This window comes from Sphaerisporangium sp. NBC_01403 (genome assembly GCF_045040145.1).
GTDB lineage: Bacteria > Actinomycetota > Actinomycetes > Streptosporangiales > Streptosporangiaceae > Sphaerisporangium > Sphaerisporangium viridialbum.
Genome location: NZ_CP109534.1, coordinates 1,172,362 through 1,193,585 on the forward strand (window position 1 = coordinate 1,172,362; position 21,224 = coordinate 1,193,585).

Annotated in this window: 25 protein-coding genes; 10 read left to right on the top strand and 15 right to left on the bottom strand. The window is 70.4% G+C overall.

The window, feature by feature from the left end:
* Positions 1–112: 112 nt before the first annotated feature.
* A complete protein-coding gene (locus OG589_RS05020; protein WP_405146575.1) occupies positions 113–1,630 on the top strand; it encodes a helix-turn-helix domain-containing protein in 1,518 nt (505 codons plus the stop codon).
* Positions 1,631–2,010: 380 nt separating this feature from the next.
* A complete protein-coding gene (locus OG589_RS05025; RefSeq protein WP_405146576.1) occupies positions 2,011–2,409 on the top strand; it encodes a hypothetical protein in 399 nt (132 codons plus the stop codon).
* A gap of 76 nt (positions 2,410–2,485) precedes the next feature.
* On the opposite strand, the gene OG589_RS05030 is transcribed toward OG589_RS05025, so the two are convergent.
* Together OG589_RS05030 and OG589_RS05035 are read right to left on the bottom strand one after the other, a co-directional pair.
* A complete protein-coding gene (locus tag OG589_RS05030; protein ID WP_405146578.1) occupies positions 2,486–2,764 on the bottom strand; it encodes a hypothetical protein in 279 nt (92 codons plus the stop codon).
* Positions 2,765–2,999: 235 nt separating this feature from the next.
* The gene (locus OG589_RS05035) at positions 3,000–4,628 is read right to left on the bottom strand and encodes an isovaleryl-CoA dehydrogenase (RefSeq protein WP_405146579.1); all 1,629 of its coding nucleotides are present in this window, start codon (positions 4,626–4,628) and stop codon (positions 3,000–3,002) included.
* A gap of 107 nt (positions 4,629–4,735) precedes the next feature.
* Here OG589_RS05035 and OG589_RS05040 point away from each other — a divergent pair, with 107 nt between their 5' ends.
* From OG589_RS05040 to OG589_RS05050, 3 genes are all read left to right on the top strand, one after another.
* Positions 4,736–5,320, top strand: coding sequence for a sigma-70 family RNA polymerase sigma factor (locus tag OG589_RS05040; protein WP_405146581.1), 585 nt, complete (start codon positions 4,736–4,738; stop codon positions 5,318–5,320).
* Positions 5,321–5,322: 2 nt separating this feature from the next.
* On the top strand, positions 5,323–6,264 hold the full coding sequence (locus tag OG589_RS05045) for a maleylpyruvate isomerase family mycothiol-dependent enzyme (protein ID WP_405146582.1): 942 nt from the start codon (positions 5,323–5,325) through the stop codon (positions 6,262–6,264).
* A 61-nt stretch (positions 6,265–6,325) separates the two neighbouring features.
* A complete protein-coding gene (locus OG589_RS05050) occupies positions 6,326–7,174 on the top strand; it encodes a DUF1707 domain-containing protein (RefSeq protein WP_405146584.1) in 849 nt (282 codons plus the stop codon).
* A gap of 138 nt (positions 7,175–7,312) precedes the next feature.
* Here OG589_RS05050 and OG589_RS05055 read toward each other — a convergent pair whose 3' ends face one another.
* Positions 7,313–8,197, bottom strand: a complete 885-nt coding sequence (locus tag OG589_RS05055; RefSeq protein WP_405146586.1) for a sigma-70 family RNA polymerase sigma factor — start codon at positions 8,195–8,197, stop codon at positions 7,313–7,315.
* A 161-nt stretch (positions 8,198–8,358) separates the two neighbouring features.
* Here OG589_RS05055 and OG589_RS05060 point away from each other — a divergent pair, with 161 nt between their 5' ends.
* Positions 8,359–8,658: a hypothetical protein gene (locus OG589_RS05060; protein WP_405146588.1), complete on the top strand. Its 300-nt coding sequence runs from the start codon at positions 8,359–8,361 to the stop codon at positions 8,656–8,658.
* On the opposite strand, the gene OG589_RS05065 is transcribed toward OG589_RS05060, so the two are convergent.
* From OG589_RS05065 to OG589_RS05075, 3 genes are read right to left on the bottom strand one after another with little or no spacing between them, the layout of a single operon-like run.
* Positions 8,659–9,291 carry a GPP34 family phosphoprotein gene (locus tag OG589_RS05065; protein ID WP_405146590.1) on the bottom strand — a complete coding sequence of 211 codons (633 nt, stop codon included), beginning with the start codon at positions 9,289–9,291 and terminating at the stop codon, positions 8,659–8,661.
* A 3-nt stretch (positions 9,292–9,294) separates the two neighbouring features.
* Positions 9,295–9,582 carry a hypothetical protein gene (locus OG589_RS05070; protein ID WP_405146592.1) on the bottom strand — a complete coding sequence of 96 codons (288 nt, stop codon included), beginning with the start codon at positions 9,580–9,582 and terminating at the stop codon, positions 9,295–9,297.
* Positions 9,579–10,490: an SPFH domain-containing protein gene (locus tag OG589_RS05075; RefSeq protein ID WP_405146594.1), complete on the bottom strand. Its 912-nt coding sequence runs from the start codon at positions 10,488–10,490 to the stop codon at positions 9,579–9,581. Before OG589_RS05075 ends, OG589_RS05070 begins: the two co-directional genes overlap by 4 nt.
* Before the next feature lie 184 nt (positions 10,491–10,674).
* On the opposite strand from OG589_RS05075, the gene OG589_RS05080 reads away from it, so the two are divergent.
* Positions 10,675–10,974, top strand: coding sequence for a helix-turn-helix domain-containing protein (locus OG589_RS05080; RefSeq protein ID WP_405146595.1), 300 nt, complete (start codon positions 10,675–10,677; stop codon positions 10,972–10,974).
* 14 nt (positions 10,975–10,988) lie between these two features.
* Here OG589_RS05080 and OG589_RS05085 read toward each other — a convergent pair whose 3' ends face one another.
* From OG589_RS05085 to OG589_RS05125, 9 genes are all read right to left on the bottom strand, one after another.
* On the bottom strand, positions 10,989–11,756 hold the full coding sequence (locus OG589_RS05085) for a hypothetical protein (RefSeq protein WP_405146596.1): 768 nt from the start codon (positions 11,754–11,756) through the stop codon (positions 10,989–10,991).
* A gap of 147 nt (positions 11,757–11,903) precedes the next feature.
* Positions 11,904–12,941 (bottom strand): peptidase, encoded by a 1,038-nt coding sequence (locus OG589_RS05090; protein WP_405146598.1) that lies wholly within the window; start codon positions 12,939–12,941, stop codon positions 11,904–11,906.
* A gap of 18 nt (positions 12,942–12,959) precedes the next feature.
* Positions 12,960–13,487 carry a hypothetical protein gene (locus OG589_RS05095; protein ID WP_405146600.1) on the bottom strand — a complete coding sequence of 176 codons (528 nt, stop codon included), beginning with the start codon at positions 13,485–13,487 and terminating at the stop codon, positions 12,960–12,962.
* A 285-nt stretch (positions 13,488–13,772) separates the two neighbouring features.
* Positions 13,773–14,597 (bottom strand): sirohydrochlorin chelatase, encoded by an 825-nt coding sequence (locus OG589_RS05100; RefSeq protein WP_405146602.1) that lies wholly within the window; start codon positions 14,595–14,597, stop codon positions 13,773–13,775.
* Complete coding sequence (locus OG589_RS05105) at positions 14,579–15,307, bottom strand: phosphoadenylyl-sulfate reductase (RefSeq protein ID WP_405146604.1); 729 nt, start codon at positions 15,305–15,307, stop codon at positions 14,579–14,581. Before OG589_RS05105 ends, OG589_RS05100 begins: the two co-directional genes overlap by 19 nt.
* A 55-nt stretch (positions 15,308–15,362) precedes the next feature.
* Positions 15,363–15,506 carry an Insertion element protein gene (locus OG589_RS05110; protein WP_358509928.1) on the bottom strand — a complete coding sequence of 48 codons (144 nt, stop codon included), beginning with the start codon at positions 15,504–15,506 and terminating at the stop codon, positions 15,363–15,365.
* A 34-nt stretch (positions 15,507–15,540) separates the two neighbouring features.
* Complete coding sequence (locus tag OG589_RS05115; protein ID WP_405146606.1) at positions 15,541–17,223, bottom strand: nitrite/sulfite reductase; 1,683 nt, start codon at positions 17,221–17,223, stop codon at positions 15,541–15,543.
* Positions 17,224–17,365: 142 nt separating this feature from the next.
* Positions 17,366–17,449 carry a putative leader peptide gene (locus OG589_RS05120; protein WP_405151959.1) on the bottom strand — a complete coding sequence of 28 codons (84 nt, stop codon included), beginning with the start codon at positions 17,447–17,449 and terminating at the stop codon, positions 17,366–17,368.
* A gap of 68 nt (positions 17,450–17,517) precedes the next feature.
* Complete coding sequence (locus OG589_RS05125; RefSeq protein WP_405146608.1) at positions 17,518–17,652, bottom strand: hypothetical protein; 135 nt, start codon at positions 17,650–17,652, stop codon at positions 17,518–17,520.
* Between the two features lie 69 nt (positions 17,653–17,721).
* Between OG589_RS05125 and OG589_RS05130 the strand changes: the two genes are divergently transcribed.
* The 3 genes from OG589_RS05130 to glyA all read left to right on the top strand — a co-directional run bounded on the left by OG589_RS05130 (position 17,722) and on the right by glyA (position 21,077).
* Positions 17,722–18,528: a TIGR03084 family metal-binding protein gene (locus OG589_RS05130; RefSeq protein WP_405146610.1), complete on the top strand. Its 807-nt coding sequence runs from the start codon at positions 17,722–17,724 to the stop codon at positions 18,526–18,528.
* A 186-nt stretch (positions 18,529–18,714) separates the two neighbouring features.
* Positions 18,715–19,722 carry a YihY/virulence factor BrkB family protein gene (locus tag OG589_RS05135; protein WP_405146612.1) on the top strand — a complete coding sequence of 336 codons (1,008 nt, stop codon included), beginning with the start codon at positions 18,715–18,717 and terminating at the stop codon, positions 19,720–19,722.
* Positions 19,723–19,823: 101 nt separating this feature from the next.
* Positions 19,824–21,077 (top strand): serine hydroxymethyltransferase, encoded by a 1,254-nt coding sequence (gene glyA, locus OG589_RS05140; RefSeq protein ID WP_405146614.1) that lies wholly within the window; start codon positions 19,824–19,826, stop codon positions 21,075–21,077.
* Positions 21,078–21,224 lie beyond the last annotated feature (147 nt).

Here is a 21,224-nt window from a genome sequence, read left to right on the forward strand (position 1 = left end):
CACTCCTGCTGGTAAAGACTTTGGTGACCGGCCTTCCCGTGACTGGCCTGCGGCCTGATGCCCGGAAGGCGCCGTAGTCGCACTAAAGAAGGAAGGAGGGAGAGGGCGCGCTGTGGGGTACGCGCGGGAGACATCGGAGCTTGACGGGCGTCTCGATGAATTCCTCCGTCTGGTCGGCCAGGCGGCCCGTAGGCCGGAACTGGATGCCCGCCTCAATGCGGTAGTCAGTTGGCTGCATGAGCAATGCTGTGTGGAGATCGCCCTCGTCAGCCACTCAGGCACAGTGGACCTGTCGACGTCCGGGTTTCCCAGAGAGATTCTGGGGCCGCTGGAGCCGACCCTCAGACACCTGGCCCATGGGGAGGCCGCGTCGGTGGCCAAGGAAGCCGGGGGGTTTCGGATACTCCTGGAAGCCGTCGGCACCCAGCCCCCGCGTCCAGTGCTGCTGGTCGTCGGCACCGAGGCCCTGCCACGTGAGGCCGTGTCGCTGTGCTCGCACACCGGCAGCATCATCGCGGCCCTGTACCGTGCCCGGGAAGCCGCCCAGGTGTCCCTCGCCTACAGCCGCAAATCCCACCAGATGCGGCTGGCCCTGTGCATGGCGATGGTCGCGGGTGACGTCACCCTGGCTCGCAGGATGAGCGCCGGGGCTGTCCCGCCGCTGCTCAACGCGAGCCACCTGCGGGTCTGTATCCTCCGGTGCGCCCCGGCGGAGCGTGACCGCATCGCGTGGGCATACGAGGACGCCTCGGGCTACCACGGCCGCGGCCTCATGATGCGCTGTCCCGTGTACGACGAGCACCTCATCTGCCTAGCCGGAGAAGACGAAGACGAAGGGCCGGGCGCCGACCGGCGCGGCTTACCCGGACTGCTGCGGGGCCTGGCGGCCGATCCGCCGTACCTGCTGGGTATCAGCCGGCCGCATCCGCTGACCGCGACAGCGCAGGCCTATGAGGAGGCCCTGCACGCCGTGGCAGTTGCCCGCCACAGCGTCGCCCGGGTAGCGGTCTTCCAGGGCGAGCCGTCCCTGGACGAGGTCCTGCCACGCGAGCCGGCCCACCGCTGGGCCCGTTGCCTGCTTCAGCCGCTGGACTCCGCTCCCAAACTCACTGTCGACATCCTCGGCCTGGCCCTGCAGTTCCCCCGATCCGGCGTCGCGAATCTCCTGGGCATCAGCCGCAACACCGTCACAGCTCACCTCAAGCGCGCTGAGGAAGCGCTCAGGCTGGAACTGAGGGACGTGGGCTGTCGCGCCGCGCTGGCCCTGGCACTGAGGATCACCAGCCCCGGCCTCGGCGACAGCCCAGACCCGGCGGCCTTGCCGGACGTCGCCCGGGCACTGCGCGGACAAGCCGCCCACCAATGGGCTGAAGGGTTCCTCAAACCGCTGGATCAGCACAGACACCGCCACGACCTGCACGAGACGCTGCGAGCATGGATCGAAACCAACATCGACGCCCAGCAGACCGCCCACCGCCTCGGTATCAGCCGCAACACCATCAGAGCTCACCTCATCACCGCGCAAAGCCTGCTCAACCGCGACCTCCTCTCGGGTGGGCCCGGCGTCTACGACCTCGTCCACGCCCTCTACATCACCGGCCGTATCGCGACGCCGTCACCCCTGCGCTGACCGGCTCAGATCACGGACGCGACCATCTCGCCGCCGGACGGCACACGGTCCCGGCTCACGCGGGACAAATACGATTGTGCACCGTGCACCATACGGCTCCCGAATTGTGCGTCGTGACCATTGGTTCGCCTTGACGGGCTGCCCTATTTTTAAGACGCCTAGAAATTTGTAGCCGCCGCATCGTTTAAGACGAACCAGCGTGCTCTCGAGAGGAGCACAAAGCTCCCGGGGCCTGAAGACCAACCTTCCCCGTCACAGGCTCTTAGCCAGATCTCCATTGAATCTCGCCTACGAGATGGCGACAACAAAAAGGGAGAGAAATGATGTACGATTCCGGGACGCGCACGCGCAGATGGATCCTCCGGACATCCGTGATCGCAATGGCGCTGGGGACAGGGGGTCTCTTCACCGGATCGGCCGACGCCGCCATGGTGATGCGCCAGGCTGGGACGGCCGCTACAGCGACAAGGGCCTGCAGCACGTACGCCGTCTACATCGCCCGCAAGGACAACACGCACTACGGGATCTCCGGGACGGTGGATGGGCGCTCCTGCCCCCACCCCTACAACTGGGAGATCAGCTGCCGCCCCATCCATCGCCACTCCTTCAACTGGCACACTCATGGGATCGTGGTCAGCGTCGGCAAGTACGGAAGGTACGTCTCCGGCAAGTCGGGCTGGATAAAGGGCACCAACGGTGACCACTACAAGGCCACATGCCGCTTCTATTACAACAACTATTACCAAGGATCCAAGACGAGTCGTACCATCGAACTCTGAGCTCTCAGCTCAGTCGATCGTCATCCTTGATCGGCATCTGTCGCCTTCAGGCGTTCACTTCGTCCTGGTGAGCAAGTCAATCAACGATCGCGGCGGCGGTACGGAGGCCGGCGAGCGAGCCGACGTTTCCGGTAGTCGGGGGGCGACGGCTCAACCCGGCACTCGGCGAGTGGGTCTTCGCGCCGGGCATCAAGAACCCGGCCGGCCAGATCGGCGAAGTCGGGGCGGCCTCCGCCGGCAGGGCGGTCCGCCCCGCCCACCAGTCGCTGTCGGCCTTCCCCGTCTTGGCTTCCGCGCGCCGGGCCTCGGCCGCTGTCCGCGCCGCCCCGCAGACGAGGTGGAACAGGGCGCTCACGCCCCGCAGGGCGCCGCCGGGCAGCCCCGCGCCTACAGAAGCCGACTGATCGACGAGAAAGACGAAACAGGTCGGATTCGACCGGCTGATCTCAGCGTCGCCAGGGGTTCGGGGAAACCGCTGATTGCTAGCGGCGGCGCCAGCGGATGATCTTCTCGTGGGGGATTGCCAGCCGCCTGGGGATGCTCGGTGGAGCGGCCAGGTACCGCCTCGTTCGGGCCGCTCCCGAGCCTGTCTAGTTGATCTTCACGGTAGCCCTGTCGATGATCGCTGCGAGGTCCACGCCAGGGGGGAGGGTGCCGAATGCGTGGCCCCAGTCGTCGCCCAAGCGGGAGGCGCAGAAGGCGTCGGCCACGGCCGGGGGACTGTGTCTGACCAGCAGGGATGCCTGGAGAGTGAGGGCAAGGCGTTCGACTACTCGGCGGGCTCGGTAGTCGATGTCGGCTGTGTCGGTGAGGTAATCCTTGGCCTGGTGGATGGCGATGTCGAGGCGGTGGTCGGCGCCTGCGGCGAGGTTCACCTCCTCGAAGAACGCGTCGAGGGTCTCGGGCTCCTTCATGATGGCTCTGAGCACGTCCAGCGCGGCGACGTTGCCCGAGCCCTCCCAGATGCCGTTGAGCGGGGAATCCCGGAACAGCCGGGGCATCTGCGACTCCTCGACGTACCCGTTGCCGCCGAGGCACTCCAGCGCCTCGGCCGCGTGCACCGGGGCGCGCTTGCACACCCAGTACTTGGCGGCGGCCAGAGCCGTGCGGCGCAGCACGCCCTCGCCGGTCTCGCCGCGGATCGCCTTGTCGGTCGCCCCCGCCAGGCGCACCATGACGGCCGTGGCGGCCTCCGACTCCAGCACCAGGTCGGCGAGCACGTTGCGCATCAGCGGCTGGTCGGCCAGGGCCTTGCCGAACGCCCTGCGGTGGGTCGCGTGGTGGACGGCCTGCGTCACCCCGTACCGCATGCCGGAGGCGGAGCCGATGACGCAGTCGAGCCGGGTCATGTTGACCATCTCGATGATGGTCCTGACCCCCCGGCCCTCCTCGCCGACCAGGTGGGCCACCGCGCCCTCGTACTCGACCTCGGCCGAGGCGTTGGACTTGTTGCCGAGCTTGTCCTTCAGCCGCATGATCCGCATGGCGTTGCGCGAGCCGTCCGGCAGCACGCGGGGGAGCAGGAAGCACGAGAGCCCGCCCGGGGCCTGCGCGAGCACCAGGAAGACGTCGCACATGGGCGCCGAGTTGAACCACTTGTGCCCGGTGATCGCCCAGGTGCCGTCGCCGAGCGGCTCGGCCCTCGTGGTGTTCGCGCGGACGTCCGAGCCGCCCTGCTTCTCGGTCATCGCCATCCCCGCGAGCACGCCCCGCTTGGCGGAGGCCGGCCGCAGGCCGAAGTCGTAGTTCCGGGAGGCCAGCGGCCCCTCCCACTCGGCCGCCAGCGCCGGGGTGTGCCGCAGCGCCGCCACGCTGGCGTACGTCATGGAGATCGGGCAGCCGTGACCCGCCTCGACCTGCGACCATACGTAGAACTTGGCGGCGCGGGCCACGTGGGCGCCGGGGCGGGGCGAGGTCCAGGGCGTGGCGTGCAGGCCGTGGCCGACGGCCACCGACATCAGCTCGTGCCACGCGGGATGGAACTCCACCTCGTCGATCCGGTTGCCGTACCGGTCGTGGGTGCGCAGGACGGGCGGGTGCTCGTTGGCCAGACGGCCCCACTCCTGCGCCCTGGCCGATCCGGCGAGCGTTCCGAGGGTGCGCAGCTCCCCGAGCGCCCAGTCGGCGCCCTCGCGTTTCACGCCGTCCAGCAGGCTCGGGTCGGCGGAGACGTCGTGGCCGGTGAGCGGGGGGACCTGGTTGAAGACGTCGTGCGTCAAGGGAGCCTCCGTGCGGGTCGATGCGCGCTTCTTGGTCGCGAAGCGCACTTCTTGATACGCGCTTCGCCATCCATCTCAACATTTCCCGGGAACAGTGGGATGCTCGGGTGGCCGAGCGAGGAGGGGTGGGGCCGGTGGAGGCGCCTGGGCAGACCGACGACCGGTCGCTTCACCAGCGGGTCGTCGGCGGGGACGAGAGCGCCTTGGGCGAGGTGCACGACCGGCTGTACTCGCTGGTGCTGGGACTCGCGCTGCGGGTCACGCGCGACCGCGTGATCGCCGAGGACATCGTCCAGGAGGTCTTCGTCACCTTCTGGGAGCGCCCGCTGGCCTTCGACCCCGACCGCGGCTCGCTGCGCTCGTGGCTCGCGACGATCGCCCACCGCCGCGCCGTCGACCACGTACGCACCGAGGAGCGCCACCGGGTCTCCGCCCTCGGCCCCCGTCTCGCCGAGCCCGAGCCGAGCCCGCTCGAAGACTGGGTCCTCGCCGCCGACGAGGTCGCCCGGGTGCGGCTCGCGGTCAGCCGGCTTCCCCGAGGCCTGCGCGAGGCCATCGAACTCGCGTACTACCGTGGCCGTACCTACCGCCAGGCGGCGGAGGATCTCGGCCTGCCGGAGGGGACCGTCAAGTCCCGCATCCGCCTGGGCCTTCGCCGGCTCGCCGACGAGCTGGCCGAGAAGGAGGTGTGACGGTGGATCGCCACCCGGCGCCCGGCGAGGAGATCCCCGGCCCCTCCGACCCGTACACGCGCCTGAGCCTCGACATGATGACCGAGGCCGGTGACGCGCCGCCTCCCGGTGCCCTGACACGGCTGCTCGCCGCCGCGCGCTCCGCCCGCCGCTCGGCCGTCACCACCGGGTTCGTCGCCTCGTACGCGGGCCGGGTCGCCGCCATGGACGCCCTGCTCGCCTCGGCCTCGCCCGCCGACTGGGCGCGCGAGATCGTCGAGGGCTGGACGCTCCAGCAGCTCGTGGCCCACCTGGCCGCCACCGACAGCCTGGTCGCCGCCGCGATCGGCGCCCCGGTGGCCGGTCCGCCGCTGGCCGCCAACGACACCCTGGGCCGCACCGCCGACATGATCGCCTTCGCGGACGGCCTGCCGCCCGAGCGCGTCCGTGCCGAGTGGCGTGCCCAGGCGGAGGCGATCTGCGAGTCCGCGGCCAAGATGGAGCCCGCCACGCCGGTCGACCCTGGGGGCATGAGCTTCCCGGTGTCCGACCACCTGCTGGCCCGCATGCTGGAGACCTGGATCCACACCGACGACGCCGCCACGGTGGTCGGGCTGCCCCTGCCCCGGCCGCTCGCCGAGCACCTGCACCCGACGGCCGACTTCTGCGCGCGGCTGCTCCCGTGGACGATGCTGCTCTCCGGCGCCGACGGCGGAGGCCGGGCGATACGGCTCACGCTGACGGGGCCGGGAGGCGGCGCCTGGCACGTTCCGCTCGACGTCACCCGCGTCGCCGTGCCCGACGACGGCTCACCCGCGCACGCCGACCTCACCTGTGACGTCGTGGAGTTCTGCTTTCTCCTCGGCGGGCGCGGCACCCCTGGCACGATCCCGGTGAAGGTGACGGGCGACGCCGCCCTGGCCCGCGACGTGCTGGAGGCCTCGCCCGCGCTGTCGGGGCCCTGACGGCGGGTTTCCTCCTTTCGGAGGATCGGACTATCGGGAACATCGCGCTAGATTCATTGACATGAACGATCCGGGTGGTATGCGCGCCTCGGACGCCGAGCGCGAGGCCGTGGTGGAGCAGCTCAGAGAGGCCTCCGTCGAGGGGCGCCTGACGCTGTCGGAGCTGACCGAGCGCACCGAGGCCGCCTACCTCGCCACCAACCACGCCGAGCTGGCCCAGCTCACGAGCGACCTGCCGGGCGCCGCCGGCGCCCGGCCGTTCCCCGCGAGCGCCCCCGCCGCCTCGGCCCCACGGCCCGGCCTGGCCAGGCGCTGGTACGTCGCGGTCATGGGCGACACCAAGCGGCGCGGCAAGTGGCGCGTCGACCAGGAGGTCGGCGCGGTCGCGGTGATGGGCGACGTGACGCTCGACCTCCGCGAGGCCGAGGTGCGCTCCAACGAGGTCGACATCGTCGCCACGGCGGTGATGGGCAGCGTGAAGATCATCGTTCCCGACGGCGTGGAGGTCGACCTGAGCGGCGTCGCCGTCATGGGCGACAGGAAGGTCGACGTCCTGGAGGCCCCGCCAGGGCAGAACGTCCCGGTGATCCGGGTGCGGGCGTACGTGCTGATGGGGGACGTCAAGGTCGTGGGCGACTCCCGCGCCAAGCCGATCAAGCGGGGGCGGGCCGCCTGGAGTGAATGGGCGGGGGAGAGGCGGCGGGACGCCCGCGAGGAGCTGCGCGGCTTCCACGCGCAGCGGCACGAGCTTCACCGGGCCCAGCATGACGCGTTGCGGGAGCAGCGCCACGAGTGGCGCGAGCAGCGCCAGCAGTTCCGCCAGGCCCGCAGGGACGCCCGCCGGGGCGGCCCCCCGATGCCCCCGCTTCCCCCGCTTCCCCCCGAGCCGCCGTACCCGCCGCGCCCGTAGCGCCTCAGTCGACGATCGACCCGTCGACTGTGTGTGTCGGGGTTTCACATCGTGAGCAGGCCTCGCGGCACGCCCGCCACGTGGACGATTCAGTCGGTCAATCGTGGACGCCGGGGCACCCCGCGTGTGAGGGGCGGGTCAGTCGTCCAGGACCGCCAGGTCGAGCCGGTGGAGGCGCGCGGGGTCGGTGATCACCTCGAACGCGGCGATCCTGTCTCCCTCGATCGCGATGGTGAGGGCGATGAGCAGCCGTCCACGGGGGGCCACGACGATCCCCACGGCCCCGTTCACGAGCGCCGGTTCGGCGAACCGCGAATGCCGTGCGAAGACCACGGCCTCCTCCGCCACGACCCGCGCGCCGCGGATCTCCGCCCTCCCGCCGGCGGGCAGGGCGGCGCGGTCGGCCCGGCGTACGACGTCGGGGGCCAGCACCGCGAGAAGCGCGTTCATGTCGCCACCACGCGAGGCGGCGAGGAAGGCGTCCACCACGTGCCGGTGCCGGGCCGGCTCGGCGCCGGACACCGCGGCCGTACCCCGCACCCGGTGGCGGGCGCGGCTGGCGAGCTTCTTCGCGGCGACCGGCGAGCGTCCCACGATGGGGGCGATCTGGTCGAACGGCACCGCGAACATGTCGTGAAGCACGAACGCGATGCGCTCGTCGGGCGCCAGCCTGTCCAGCACCACGAGCAGCGCGCGGCCGACCGAGTCGGCCAGCAGCGCCTCGTGCTCGGGGTCGCCCCCCTCGCCGGGGTCCGAGGCCAGGTCGGGCCCCGGCCGCCCGGCGGGTTCCTCCGGTCGTGACCTTCGGGACCGCAGCATGTCGAGGCACACCCGGGAGACGACCGTGGTCAGCCATCCCGCGAGGTTCTCGACTCCGCTGAGGTCGGCGCGGCTGAGCCGGGGCCACACCTCCTGGACGGCGTCCTCGGCCTCGGTGAGCGAGCCCAGCATCCGGTAGGCGACCCCCCGCAGGTGGCCGCGATGCGTCTCGAATCGTTCCGCCAGCCGGTCATGCTCGTCCATCGGTCACCTTTCCCCGCCGCGCTCCGTCATGTTCATGACGCATACGACGCGCCCTGAGTGACCGGAGGCCGCCCGCTCGGGTCGGTCGTGCCATCGGTCACCATTCCAGGTCGCGTTCCGTCATGTCGGTGAGAGCAGAGACGATCGACGAGGAGATTGGCATGTCCGTGATGATGATTCGCTACCAGGTGGCGGAAGACGGTGTCGAGGACGTCGCCGGCGCGGTCGAGGCGGCGTTCGCGGCGCTCGCGTCGCGGCGGCCGGAGGGCCTCCGGTACTCCTACTACCGCGCGGCCGGCGGCACCGAGTTCGTCGCGATGCTGGAGCTGGACGAGGGGGTCGAGAACCCCCTGCCCGGCATGGGAGTGGCGCAGGAGCTCCGGGCGACCGTGGCCAAGTGGATCGTGGGGGAACCCCCGGCGCCGCAGACGCTCGACGTGCTCGGCTCGTACGCGGGCTGATCAGACCGCGGCGGCGGCCGCTTCGGCGCTCTGGATGGCCTTGCGAAGGGCCTTCGGCACCGGGGCCACCACCTCCGACAGCTCGTCGCTCCGGTTGCGGACGGCGCGCCACTGGGAGCGGGGCCGGACGGTCCTGAGCTTCACCGCCGCCGCGAGGGCCGCGAGCCCGGCGTCCCTGGGGTCGAGCCGTGACGCGGGCCGACCGGGCCGCAGCGCCGTGGAGGCCATGGTGACCAGCTGCTTCACCACGCGGGTGTCGCGGACGGTCACCTTGGCCGTGGGGAAGAGGCCGAGGAGGCGGCCGTGCTCCACACGGATCCAGCCGCCGGACTCCAGCCGGTCGCGCACCTCCCGCGCGGCGGCGCCCGAGCCCTTGCTCACCCAGTGCTGCCAGGTGCGCCGCCGCGAGCCCGCGACCTGCTGGAGCACGCCGTCGAGCAGGGGGTCGGCCACCGCCGGGGTGCGCGCGACCGGCCCGCCGGTCGCGTCGGCGAGGTGGCCCTGGATCAGCAGCTCGGCCAGGATGCCCGCGCGCACCAGGTAGCCGAGATGCCAGCGCTCGGCCATCCGCCCCCGCTCGGTGTCGTAGGCGAGCAGATAGACCCGCTCGTGCAGGAACTCCGGTACGTCCACCGTTCACTCCTCTCCGTTGCCGTCACGTGTGCCGCCGTCGCCGGCGCCAAGGCCGTCGTGTACCTCGCCGCCGTCGCCGTCACGGCCGGGGCTCTCGTCGTCTTTGGGGGGCCGGCCGCGCCGGGGCATGCGCCCCACGTCGCCGGGGAGCCGGCCCGCGTTCGCGAGGGCCCGGCGGAGCAGGAACTCGATCTGCGCGTTCGTGCTGCGCAGCTCGTCCCCCGCCCACCGGGTGATCGCGTCGTGGACGGCCGGATCAAGCCGCAGAAGGATCTTCTTCCGCTCGGTCACTGGTAAAGGGAGCCGGTGTTGACGACCGGCTGCACATCCCTGTCGCCGCACAGCACGACGAGCAGGTTGCTCACCATCGTCGCCTTCCGCTCGTCGTCGAGGTTGACCACGTCCGCCGCGTCGAGCCGGTGCAGGGCCGCCTCCACCATGCCGACCGCGCCCTCCACGATCTGCCGCCTGGCCGCGACCACCGCGCCTGCCTGCTGGCGCCGCAGCATGGCCTGGGCGATCTCCGGGGCGTACGAAAGGCGGGTGATCCGCGACTCGATGACCTTGACCCCGGCCGACGCGACGCGCGCGGCGATCTCGGTCGACAGCCTGCCGGTGATCTCGTCGGCGTTGTCGCGGAGCGAGAGCTGGCCGGTGTCGTGGGAGTCGTACGGATAGCTGCCCGCGATGTGACGGACCGCCGTCTCGGTCTGGATGGAGACGAACTCCACGAAGTCATCCACCTCGAACACCGCCTTCGCGGTGTCCTCCACCTGCCACACCACGACCGCCGCCATCTCGATCGGGTTGCCGTCGGCGTCGTTGACCTTGGCGACGCCGGTCTCGTGGTTGCGGATCCTGGTGGAGATCTTCCGCTTCTGGGTGAAGGGGATGACCCACCGCAGCCCGTCGGTGCGCACTGTGCCGAGGTAGCGGCCGAGGAGCTGCACGACCCTCGCCTCGCCGGGGGCGATCGCCATCATGCCGCCGAGCAGCAGGACCGCCACCAGCAGCAGGAGGAGCCCCACCGGCACCAGGCCGGAGGACCCGCCCTCGTTCGCCCGGTACAGCACCAGGGCGCCCGGGATCGCCATGATCAGGGCGAGACCGAGCATGGGCCAGCCGGACACGCTGAGCGGACGCCGCTCACTCACCTGCGGAGCCGGCATCTCCACAGCCACCTCACCGATCTTCTCCACCGCTGCCACCATCCCTCGGGGGTTGTCATCTACAGGCACAACCATAGCAAAGTGATATCACTTTACAAGCCCTCGTCTGGAGCCGATGTGGCGGATGGACGCCCCTCGGCTTTAGGCTTGACTAAAGGTTTAGGCAAGGCTAATGTTGAGTCACTGGAAGCGACAGCACGAGAGCGAGCTCGCCATGGCCCTACGACGTCAGGCGGACCGGTCCGCCTTCGAGGAGCGCCGGTCGGCGGAGCCCGGGGGGCTCGCCCAGGAGATCACCGACGAGATCTCGTGGTACATGCGGCAGCACAAGATCTCCCGTGCCGACCTCGCCGCCCTCATGGGCGTGTCGGCGGGCCGCGTGAGCCAGATCCTGTCCGGTGACGAGAATCTGACGTTGCGCACGGTGAGCGCGGTGGTGGAGGCACTCGGCACGCGGTTCGAGTTCAGCCTGAACGCCATCGCGGAGTCCGCTGAGCTTCTCGACGACCGGTGAAGAGTCCCGGCCGTTCACGGATGCGACCGTGCCTTCGCCACATCGAGTACGGCCGGGTCGTAGCGCGTGAGCGACCGCAGCCCGCACCGGTACGCCGAGTCGAGCAGGCGCATCAGCTCGCGCTCCGCATCGTGGACGAGCACCCCGTGCAGCCGGGCGAAGTCATTGAGATACCGCTGGTAGCGGGTCTTCCTGGTGACCGGAGAGCTGCTGAGCGCGGTGACCACCTTCGACTTGCCCGCACCGTCCTCGATGAGCGCCGCGACGTCCAGACGCCGTTCTATCGCCTGCAGCCGGCTCTGGACGCGTTCCCTGCGCCGCTCGTCCGCCGACATCCGCTGGCGAATGCGCTCGTGGTAGTGCTCCGCGGCCATGCTCAGCTGGTGCGTGCTCCAGGTGTCGTCCACCCGGCTCTCGCACCAGACCTCGCGATCCTCCGCCATCGCCTGGTGTAATCGCTCCAGCAGTGAGGCGAGCCAGAACGTCATCACTTCTTGTCCGAGCGAGCGGCGCCCGTCCTGGCGCTGGCGCATGTACCCCAGCCAGAGCCCACTCGGTGCGACGACGCCGACCAGCGCGCGGAGCTCGTCGTTCAGTCCCGTCACCACCAGGGCGACAAGGGTCGTGGCCAGTGCCGTGAGGATGATCACCACCAGGGCGAGCCATCGACTGCTCGGCCCGAACGGCCGGCCGAGGCGCTGACACCGCAGGATGAGGAAGACGGTCGCCGAGATCATGGCCAGTACGAAGGTGATGCCATGACCCGCGGCACCTTCCAGCATGGAGCCGCCTCTCGTAGACGCCGGCTCCCATGGTCCCACGCCGATCGCGGATCGACCAAGCACTCGTTCAGCAGGGGTGGTGCCCGATCGACGACCACCGTGACCCTGCCCGCCGGCGTGGCCGGCGGCTATCACCCACTGGTTCGCCTAGAGATCTCTCCCGGCGGCGCTCCATTCCCGGCGCGAACGGCGCCTTCGCTGGACGAGCAGGCCCGTGGCCGTCGTGAGCGCCCACAGGACGACGCCGATGACGAGCACCGCCATGGGGAGCCGGCTCGTGTCCGGCTCCGCTTTGATCGCTCGCGCCGTCCCCACGGCGGCGGGGAACCGGATGGTCGCCTCGGCGGCGCGTTTCGTCGGCCCGCTCTGGAGACGGATGCGGGCGCGCCACGGACCATCGGGTACCTGCTCACTGAGGACCACGGTGACGGATCCGATGTTCCCGGGAGCGAGCGTGGTGCCGGTCTCGACCTTGAACGGGCCCGCGCTGAGGTTCGCGGGGCCGTTCGACAGTTTCATGTCGCCGCTCAGGTCCAGCGCGCGGCCTCCGGTGTTGTGCACCTGCGCCAGGACGACCTGCCGGCCGTCCGCCAACCGCTCGGCGGTCAGCGAGTCGATGGTGAACGAGGACGCCGGCGGGTTGCCGGAGCCGACGGACAGGTAGATCCGGACACCGACCCGGTTGACCTCGGAGACGCCTCCACCAGGCGGCGGGGCCTTGACCGCCTCGGCCCAGATCACCGCGTAGCGCTCACCGGGGGCGGCGTCGCGCGGCACGGCGATGGTCGCTGTGACCATCGAGCGGGCATGCGGCGCCATGGCGACCTCGGACCGGTCCGTGGTGGTCCAGGTGGAAAGCTCGTTGGGCGTGCGACCTGGGGCGAACTGGAATCTCCTATCGCGGATCGCCCCCGCTGCCGTGTAGAGCGAAAGAGTCCTGGGCGAATCGGTCGCGTTGGACACCTCGACCCGCCGGTGGATGACGGAACCCGGCGCCAGGTGATCGATGATGTAGCACCAGGCCCGCGAGTTGGCCCGCGCGTCGACGGGCGCGTCGACCAGGCGTATCCCGATGCTCTTCCCGGATGATCCCGCCGCTCCCGGCGCCGGCCCGTCGAGCGTGCCGGCGGCCGGGGCGAGCGCCCCGGCCGCCAGCAGCCCCAAAGCGAGGTGACGAAGAGGCACGATTGCCGCCGGCTCCGGTCAGGCGACCGAGTGGGTGACGGTGCCGGTGTACGTTCCGGCGACGGCCGCGGCCGGGATCGTCACGGTGAGCGTCGGATCCCAGGTGGCGGTGTTGTTACCTGTGAGCGCGGTACCGGTGAACGCGACGCGCGGCACATTGATGATGCCGCCGGGACCGGGCGTGAAGGTGCCCGTGCCCGTCGTGGCGGTGGCAGGCCCGGGCGAGTAGCTGACGTTGATGTCCGGGATGGTCTCGGGCCCCGTGCCCCCGCCGGTGGTGAAGTCGGTGCCGATGACGGTCGCGGTCCAGGAACCGTTCAGGGTGCCGCGCAGGTCGGTCACCGTGACGGGACCGATCTGCCCCGAGATGCTCGCGGAGCCGGACGCCACCGAGCCGATGTTCGCCGACCCCGGCGCGCTGATCGTGAGGCCGGCGGTCGTGATCGCGAAAGTGACGGTGGTGTCGACGGCCATGGCGGGCAGAGCGGTCGCCGCGACAAGGCCGAGGCCGGCGGCCGCGGCGATCACGTAAAACGGTTTACGCATGTTTGGATCCAATGCTCAGGTGGATGAGAGAGGCGACGCGAAGTCCGAACACTTGACCCAACAGAACAAGGACCCCGACATACCTCACGCCTCGTAGTAGATGATAACTCTGCGTAGTCGTATGAAGATCAACGGCACGGCACGTACGGGCGCTGAAACGCCTTTCCCTGGCAATGAGACGAGCCCCGCGGCGCGGGCGCCCTTGCCCCGGAGACAACCCCCTGGAAGGGCCGCTTCTCTTCGCCGATCACCGAACCGCGTGACCCGGCGACGCCGCGCCGGCGGTCAGGCGGTCGCCGGGGCGGGTGTGCCGGTGGGGGACGTTCGTACGGCCTGCGCGTAGCGTTCGAGCAGGACGGTGACCAGCTCGGGGGCGGGGCCGAGGGGGTCGGCCACGGTGGAGGCGCCGGCTCGCAGGGTGTTCCCGCGGACCTTGTCGGCGAAGTACCCGGAGGCGAGCAGGTAAGGCGCGACCACGACGCGGGCCGGACGGGCCGTACCCGCCGCACGGGGTGTGACGGCTGGATCGGGCGTGCGGGCGTGGAGGAGGCTCAGCGTGGCGTCCTCGGGGGTGGGGGAGGCGGCGGAGGCGTAGGCGGGGGTGACCGAATGCCAGCCGCGTGAGCGTGCCCAGGTGCGGGCCAGGCCGGCGATCACCGCGTTGGCCCGGCGGTCGCTGGAGCCCGCCGAGACCAGGACCACGGCAGTCTCGGGGTCGCCGATCTCCACTCCGGCCTCCGCGAGCCGCCGCTCCAGGGCCGTGATCAGCAGCGGGTGCGGCCCGAGGGTGGCTCCCTGGTGGACGCGGAGCCGTGGACGGCCCGCCCGCGCCTCCCTGAGCGCGGAGGGGATGTCGACGCGGCTGTGGTACGCCTCGGTGAGCAGCAGGGGCAGCACCACGGCCTCGTCCAGGCCTGAGAGCGCCTCGCCGAGCGACGGACGGGAATGGTCGAGGTAGGCCGCGTGCACCGGGATGCCCGGGCGCGCGAGCCGTACCTCGTCGAGGAGGGCCTCCACCGTGGCGGACGCGCGCGGGTCACGCGACCCGTGCGCCACCGCCACCAGCGGCGGGAAGTGGCCGTGGACGGGGGTCAGAGGTGGATGCCGCATTCGGTCTTGCCCAGCCCGGCCCAGCGGCCGCTGCGCGGGTCCTCGCCGGGGGCGACCTGCCGGGTGCAGGGCGCGCAGCCGATCGAGGGGTAGCCGTCGTAGTGCAGCGGGTTGATGAGCACGCCGTTGTCGGCCATGTAGTTGTCGACGTCGTCCTGGGTCCAGCGCGCGATGGGGTTGACCTTGACCATCTGGCGCTTGGCGTCCCACTCGACGACCTTGGTGTTCGCGCGCGTCGGCGACTCGTCGCGCCGGATGCCGGAGATCCAGGAGAGGTACGGCTCCAGGGCGCGGTTCAGCGGCTCTACCTTGCGCAGGTAGCAGCACAGGTCGGGGTTGCGGCCGTTCAGCCGCGGGCCCAGCTCGCGATCTTGCTCGGCGACCGTGCGCGACGGCCTGATGTTGATCACGTTCACGTCGTACACCTGCTGCACGGCGTCACGGGTGCCGATCGTCTCGGCGAAGTGGTAGCCCGTGTCGATGAACAGCACGTCGACGCCCGGCTTCACCCGGCTGACGAGGTCGATCAGCAGCGCGTCGCTCATCGAGGAGGTGAGGCACAGCCGGTCGCCGAAGGTCGCCGCCGCCCAGCGGATGATCTCCCGCGCGGAGGCCTCCTCCAGGAACTCCGCCGCGGAGTCGACGATGCTCCGGAGGTCGAGCACGCCGCGCTGGCGTTCCAACCCGGTTTCGATCTCCACCAGTGTCATGGCTTGCTCACCAATCCTCGTTCGTCAGTGGATGCGGGCGCCGCCGGGCCGCCGGTCATGAGCGCACGCCGATGCCGAGAAACTTCAGCTTGAAGGCGCGGGCGCACGACCGGCAGTACCAGCCGCCGTCGCCCTCATAGGGTTCGAGGTCCTCGTCGCCGCAGTAAGGGCAGTGGAAGGGGACCGCGCGCTCGGTCACGCGTGCCCCCCTTCCAGCGGGCTCTGGCCGGAGCTCACTTGAGGTCCGCCTCCTCTGCCCGCTGGACCCACTCGGAGAAGCTCTCCGCGTCGTTCTTCTGGCTCTGGAAGTTCTTCAGGACGCGCTCGACGTAGTCGGGAAGCTCGGCGGCGGTCGCCTTGAGCCCCCGGACCTTGCGGCCGAAGCCGGGGTTCACGCCCAGAGAGCCCCCCAGGTGGATCTGGAAGCCCTCCACCTGGGCGCCGCTCGCGTCGGTGATGAGCTGGCCCTTGAGGCCGATGTCCGCGACCTGGATGCGGGCACAGGAGTTCGGGCAGCCGTTGACGTTGATGGTCAGGGGGTCGGTGAAGCCGGGAAGGCGGCGCTCCAGCTCGTCGATGAGGTCGGAGGCGAGCCCCTTGGTCTCGACGATCGCCAGCTTGCAGTACTCGATGCCGGTGCAGGCCATCGTCTGGCGGCGGAACGTGCTGGGGTTGACCTGCAGGTCGGCGGCCTCAAGGTCGGCGACGACGCCGTCCACCTTGTCGGGCGCCACGTCCAGGATGACCATCTTCTGCTCGACGGTCGTGCGGACGCGGTCGGAGCCGTACCGCTCGGCGATGTCGGCGATCAGGTTGAGCCGGTCGCCGTCGAGCCGCCCGACCTTGGGGGCGAAGCCGACGTAGAAGTTGCCGTCCTTCTGCCTGTGCACGCCCACGTGGTCGCGGCGCCCGCCCCGCGGCGCCTCGGGCGCGGGCCCGTCGGGCAGCGGGTAGCCGAGGTACTCCTTCTCGAGGACCTCGCGGAACCGCTCGGCCCCCCAGTCGTTGACCAGGAACTTGATGCGCGCCCGGTGGCGGAGCCTGCGGTAGCCGTAGTCGCGGAAGATGCCGATGACCCCGGCCCAGACCTCGTGCACCTGCTCGGGGCGGACGAAGGCGCCCAGCCGCTTGCCCAGCATGGGGTTGGTGGACAGGCCGCCGCCCACCCACAGGTCGAAGCCCTTCTCGCCGTGCTCGTCGGCCACTCCGACGAACGCGATGTCGTTGATCTCGTGGACCGTGCAGTGCGCCGGGCAGCCGCTCATCGCCGACTTGAACTTGCGGGGGAGGTTCGAGAACGCCTTGTCGCCGATGTAGCGCGAGACGGTGTCCTCGATCTGCGGGGTGGCGTCGATGACCTCCTCGGCGTCGATGCCGGCCAGCGGGCAGCCGAGCATGACGCGCGGGGTGTCGCCGCAGGCCTCCATGGTCGACAGCCCGACGGCCTCCAGCGCCTCCCAGATCGCGGGAACCGACTCGACCTCGATCCAGTGGAGCTGGATGTTCTGCCGGTCGGTGACGTCGGCCGTGCCCCGCGCGTACCTGTTGGCGATGTCGGCGATCGTGCGGAGCTGGGCCAGGCTGAGCTGCCCGCCGTCGATGCGGACGCGGAGCATGAAGTAGCGGTCGTCGAGCTCCTCCGGCTCCAGGATCGCGGTCTTGCCTCCGTCGATGCCCGGCTTGCGCTGGGTGTAGAGACCGAACCAGCGGAACCGCCCGCGCAGGTCGGCGGGGTCGATCGAGTCGAACCCCTGCTTCGAGTAGACGTCGATGATCCGCTGACGGACGTTGAGCCCGTCGTCGTTCTTCTTGTTCTCCTCGTTCTTGTTCAGCGGCTCACGGTAACCGAGAGCCCACTGGCCTTCGCCTCGCGGGCGCTTGTGGTGGCGGTTCGCAGGCCTGGGCGGGCTGGTCATGGTGCGTCCTTTGCCGAGAATGGTCATCAGGTCACACGCACGCGGAACAGGCCTGCCTCCCGGCTCGACGGCGAGTGCGGGGGCACAAAAAAAGGACGCCTGTCACGCGCCCGTGCTGGCAGAAGTCAACAGGGAGCGACGATCAACGGGCGTCAATACAGATGGCACTGCGGACACGCAGAAGGTCGACGTGCCTTCGCACGACGAGAAGCGGGTCCACTGGCATGGCCCAAACGATACCCCTCGCGTGCCAGATGTCCAATATCGGGTCCACAGTTTGGACATCAGGCGTGCTCAGCCCTGGCTCGGCCAGACGAGCGAGGGCTCGCGGGGCTCGTCCGGAGGCCGGTGCTGGCAGTCGCACCAGGAGCCGCCCGGGCACTCGTCATGCCGATCGTCCTTGCACTCCTCGCAGATCACATCCCCCATTTTCCTCCTGTTCCTTCTAGAACATGACTCGGTTACGCTGGCGCGAGCCCCTCGTAACGCGGAGGTGTCATGGGCGTCTCCATGTCCGAGCTGATCAACGATCTCCGGGCGGAGAGCGCGGAGCTGACGGCCATGATCCGTGGTCTGGACGCGGCAGGCTGGGCGCGTCCCACCCCGGCCGAGGGGTGGGACGTACAGGACCAGATCAGCCACCTCGCGTGGTTCGACGACGCCGCGACCACGGCCGCGACCGACCCCGGCGGCTTCCGCGCGGCGCTGCCCGCCCTGATGGCCAGGGGCGACTCGGCGGTGGACGAGATCGCCGCCGCCGCGCGCAGCCTGTCGCCGGAGCAGGTCCTCGACTGGTTCGCGACCGCCCGCGACCGCAGCCTGGACGCCTTCGAGAAGCTCGACCCCCGGGTACGGCTGCCGTGGTACGGGCCGGACATGTCGGCCGCCTCCTTCGTCACCGCGCGCCTGATGGAGACCTGGGCGCACGGGCAGGACGTGGCCGACGCGCTGGAGGTCGCGCGCGTGCCCACCGCGCGGCTCCGGCACGTGGCCCTGCTCGGCGCGCGGGCCATGCCGTACGGCTTCGCCATGCGGGGGATGGACCCGCCGGCCGATCCCGTGCGGGTCGAGCTCACGCTCCCGGACGGCACACCGTGGAGCCACGGCCCGGAGGACGCCGGCGACCTGGTGCGGGGCCCGGCGCTCGACTTCTGCCTGCTGGTCACCCAGCGCTGCAACCTCGCCGACACCGGCCTTTCTGTGCGGGGCCGGACGGCGACCGCGTGGATGTCGGTCGCCCAGGCGTTCGCCGGACCGCCGGGCGGCGGCCGTCCGGCAGGCCAGTCCAGGGCTCTCACCTCGTAAGAACTCATGAGACTGTTTTTGACGACCCCATGACCTAGTCCGGGCTGATTTGCACCGAATGGCTATTATGGGGGGTTGCTAACGCCTCCCCCGGTAGAACGCCGGCGTATGGGGTACACGCCACGAACGGAGATCGTCACAGGGTGGGGTCGTGGTAGAGCCGTGTTGCGAATACCTTTGGATGCCATGACGTCCACCGACGCTCCGACCAGGTCGTCCGGCCCCCGAGGGCGGATGCCTCGCTGGAGGTTGGTCAGGGCCAGGGCCAGGAAGAACGCCACGGCAGGGCTGTCCGCGGTCCAGGGCTCCAGGACATGGAGGTCCGTCCAGGCGTCGCGCATGTGGGCGCTGGCCCGCGCGACGACGGTGGCCGGGTTCAACTACCGCGTGACCGGTCTCGCGGGCGAGGCCGCGTTCTTCGCCCTGCTGTCGCTCCCCCCGTTCGTCCTCGGGCTGATCGGCCTCCTCGGCCACCTGAGCGGCATCCTCGGCTCGGGCACCGTGGCCGAGACCCGGGGGTGGGTGCTGGAGCAGGCGCACCTGCTGTTCACCGGCAACACCGTCGACCGCGTGGTGCAGCCCCTGCTCGACGACGTGCTGAGGGGCGGCCAGGTCTCGCTGATCTCCGTGGGCTTCCTGCTCGCGCTGTGGTCGGGCTCGCGTGCCCTGTTCGTCTACGTCGACCTGATCTCCATCGCCTACGGCCTGGGGGAGACCCGGGGCATCATCCGCACCCGCATCCTGTCGTTCGGGCTCTACATCGCCGCCCTGGTGATCGGCCTGATCGTGATACCGGTGCTGGTGATCGGGCCCACGCTGCTGTCGGGGGCGCTCCCGCAATACAGCGGGCTGGTAGGGGTCCTGTACTGGCCGGTGGTGGTCGTCGGGTCGGTGATCGTGCTCACCCTGCTGTACCACGTCAGCGTGGCCGTACGGACGCGCTGGTGGCGCGAGATGCCCGGAGCGCTGTTGGCGCTGCTCATCTGGATCGTCTGCGCGGCGGTCCTGCGCGAGGTGCTGGCGGCCTGGTTCACGCCGCTGTCCATTTACGGCTCGCTGGCCGCCCCTATCGCGGTGCTGCTGTGGCTCTACATCACGGCGCTGGCGGTGCTCATCGGCGCCACGCTCAACGCGGAGTTCGACCGCCTGTGGCCCGACGGAACAAGCCGAAACGGTGAGTCCGCTATCGTCTAACGCGACGTGACCGGCGTGTCTGGGTGGGTCACCACCAGGGAGCGAAAGGGTCGGAGGCCGAGCGCCTGGGTCTTCGCCAGATGCCAACGAAGGGTAGGGCCATGAGTTCTCTTTCGGACGTCGACCCGGAGATCGCCGAGCTGATCAGGGCGGAGGAACGCCGCCAGGCGGACACCGTCAAGCTGATCGCCTCGGAGAACTATGTCTCCAGGGCCGTTCTCGAAGCCACCGGCAGCGTGCTGACGAACAAGTACTCCGAGGGCTACGCCGGCAAGCGCTACTACGAGGGCCAGCAGGTCATCGACCAGGTCGAGACCCTGGCCGTCGACCGCGCCAAGTCGCTGTTCGGCGTGAACCACGCCAACGTCCAGCCGTACTCCGGCTCGCCGGCCAACCTCGCGATCTACATGGCGTTCCTCAACCCGGGTGACACCGTCATGGGCATGGGCCTGCCCTTCGGCGGCCACCTGACCCACGGCTGGTCGGTCTCCGCCACCGGCAAGTGGTTCAACCCGGTCAGGTACGGCGTGCGCAAGGACACCGGCCGCATCGACATGGACGAGGTGCGCTCCATCGCCCTGGAGCACCGCCCCAAGCTGATCTTCTGCGGCGGCACCGCGATCCCGCGCACGATCGACTTCCCGGCCTTCGCCGAGGTCGCCCGCGAGGTCGGCGCCATCCTCGCGGCCGACATCGCCCACATCGCGGGCCTGGTCGCGGGCGGCGCGCACCCCTCGCCTGTGGGTCACGCCGACGTCATCTCCACCACCACGCACAAGACGCTGCGCGGCCCGCGCGGCGCCATGCTGATGGCCACCTCGGAGGAGCACGCCAAGGCCCTGAACAAGGCCGTGTTCCCCGGTCTCCAGGGCGGTCCGCACAACCACACCACGGCCGCGATCGCCGTCGCGCTCCGTGAGGCCGCGACCGACGACTTCAAGGCGTACGCCCGGCAGGTGGTCGCCAACGCCAAGGCGCTGGCCGACGAGCTGTCGAGCCGCGGCTTCGACCTGGTCTCGGGTGGCACCGACAACCACCTCATCCTGATCGACCTGACGTCCAAGGGCGCCGCGGGCAAGCCGGCCGCGCAGGCCCTCGACCGCGCCGGTCTGGAGACCAACTACAACACCGTGCCGTTCGACCCGCGCAAGCCGTTCGACCCGTCCGGCCTGCGCATCGGCACGCCGTCGGTCACGAGCCGCGGCATGGGCGAGGCCGAGATGCGCCAGATCGGCGCCTGGATGGACGAGGTGGTCACCGCGATCGCCAAGGGCGACGCGGACGAGGTCATCGCGCGCGTCCACGGGGAGGTCAGCGAGCTGACCGGCAAGTTCCCCGCGCCCGGCCTGAGCTGACCGGCGAGCCTCCGCGGGGCGTCCGGCACCGGCCGGGCCCCCGCGGGGCGTCCGGCACCGGCCGACCGGTCAGGCAGTGCCGTGTGCCACGGGAAAAATGTGTTGCCCGCGACGGCCGGGCCCGCGATAAAGTGGGCCCGGCTTCGC

Coding starts and splice junctions, on each gene's coding strand:
- OG589_RS05120 (WP_405151959.1), bottom strand. CDS start 17,449: ATGCCAGTGGACCCGCTTCTCGTCGTGCGAAGGCACGTCGACCTTCTG.
- OG589_RS05125 (WP_405146608.1), bottom strand. CDS start 17,652: ATGGGGGATGTGATCTGCGAGGAGTGCAAGGACGATCGGCATGACGAG.
- OG589_RS05050 (WP_405146584.1), top strand. CDS start 6,326: ATGAACGATCCGGGTGGTATGCGCGCCTCGGACGCCGAGCGCGAGGCC.
- OG589_RS05060 (WP_405146588.1), top strand. CDS start 8,359: ATGTCCGTGATGATGATTCGCTACCAGGTGGCGGAAGACGGTGTCGAG.
- OG589_RS05095 (WP_405146600.1), bottom strand. CDS start 13,487: ATGCGTAAACCGTTTTACGTGATCGCCGCGGCCGCCGGCCTCGGCCTT.
- OG589_RS05130 (WP_405146610.1), top strand. CDS start 17,722: ATGGGCGTCTCCATGTCCGAGCTGATCAACGATCTCCGGGCGGAGAGC.
- OG589_RS05105 (WP_405146604.1), bottom strand. CDS start 15,307: ATGACACTGGTGGAGATCGAAACCGGGTTGGAACGCCAGCGCGGCGTG.
- OG589_RS05100 (WP_405146602.1), bottom strand. CDS start 14,597: ATGCGGCATCCACCTCTGACCCCCGTCCACGGCCACTTCCCGCCGCTG.
- OG589_RS05025 (WP_405146576.1), top strand. CDS start 2,011: ATGGCGCTGGGGACAGGGGGTCTCTTCACCGGATCGGCCGACGCCGCC.
- OG589_RS05055 (WP_405146586.1), bottom strand. CDS start 8,197: ATGGACGAGCATGACCGGCTGGCGGAACGATTCGAGACGCATCGCGGC.
- OG589_RS05080 (WP_405146595.1), top strand. CDS start 10,675: ATGGCCCTACGACGTCAGGCGGACCGGTCCGCCTTCGAGGAGCGCCGG.
- OG589_RS05085 (WP_405146596.1), bottom strand. CDS start 11,756: ATGCTGGAAGGTGCCGCGGGTCATGGCATCACCTTCGTACTGGCCATG.
- glyA (WP_405146614.1), top strand. CDS start 19,824: ATGAGTTCTCTTTCGGACGTCGACCCGGAGATCGCCGAGCTGATCAGG.
- OG589_RS05115 (WP_405146606.1), bottom strand. CDS start 17,223: ATGACCAGCCCGCCCAGGCCTGCGAACCGCCACCACAAGCGCCCGCGA.
- OG589_RS05135 (WP_405146612.1), top strand. CDS start 18,715: ATGACGTCCACCGACGCTCCGACCAGGTCGTCCGGCCCCCGAGGGCGG.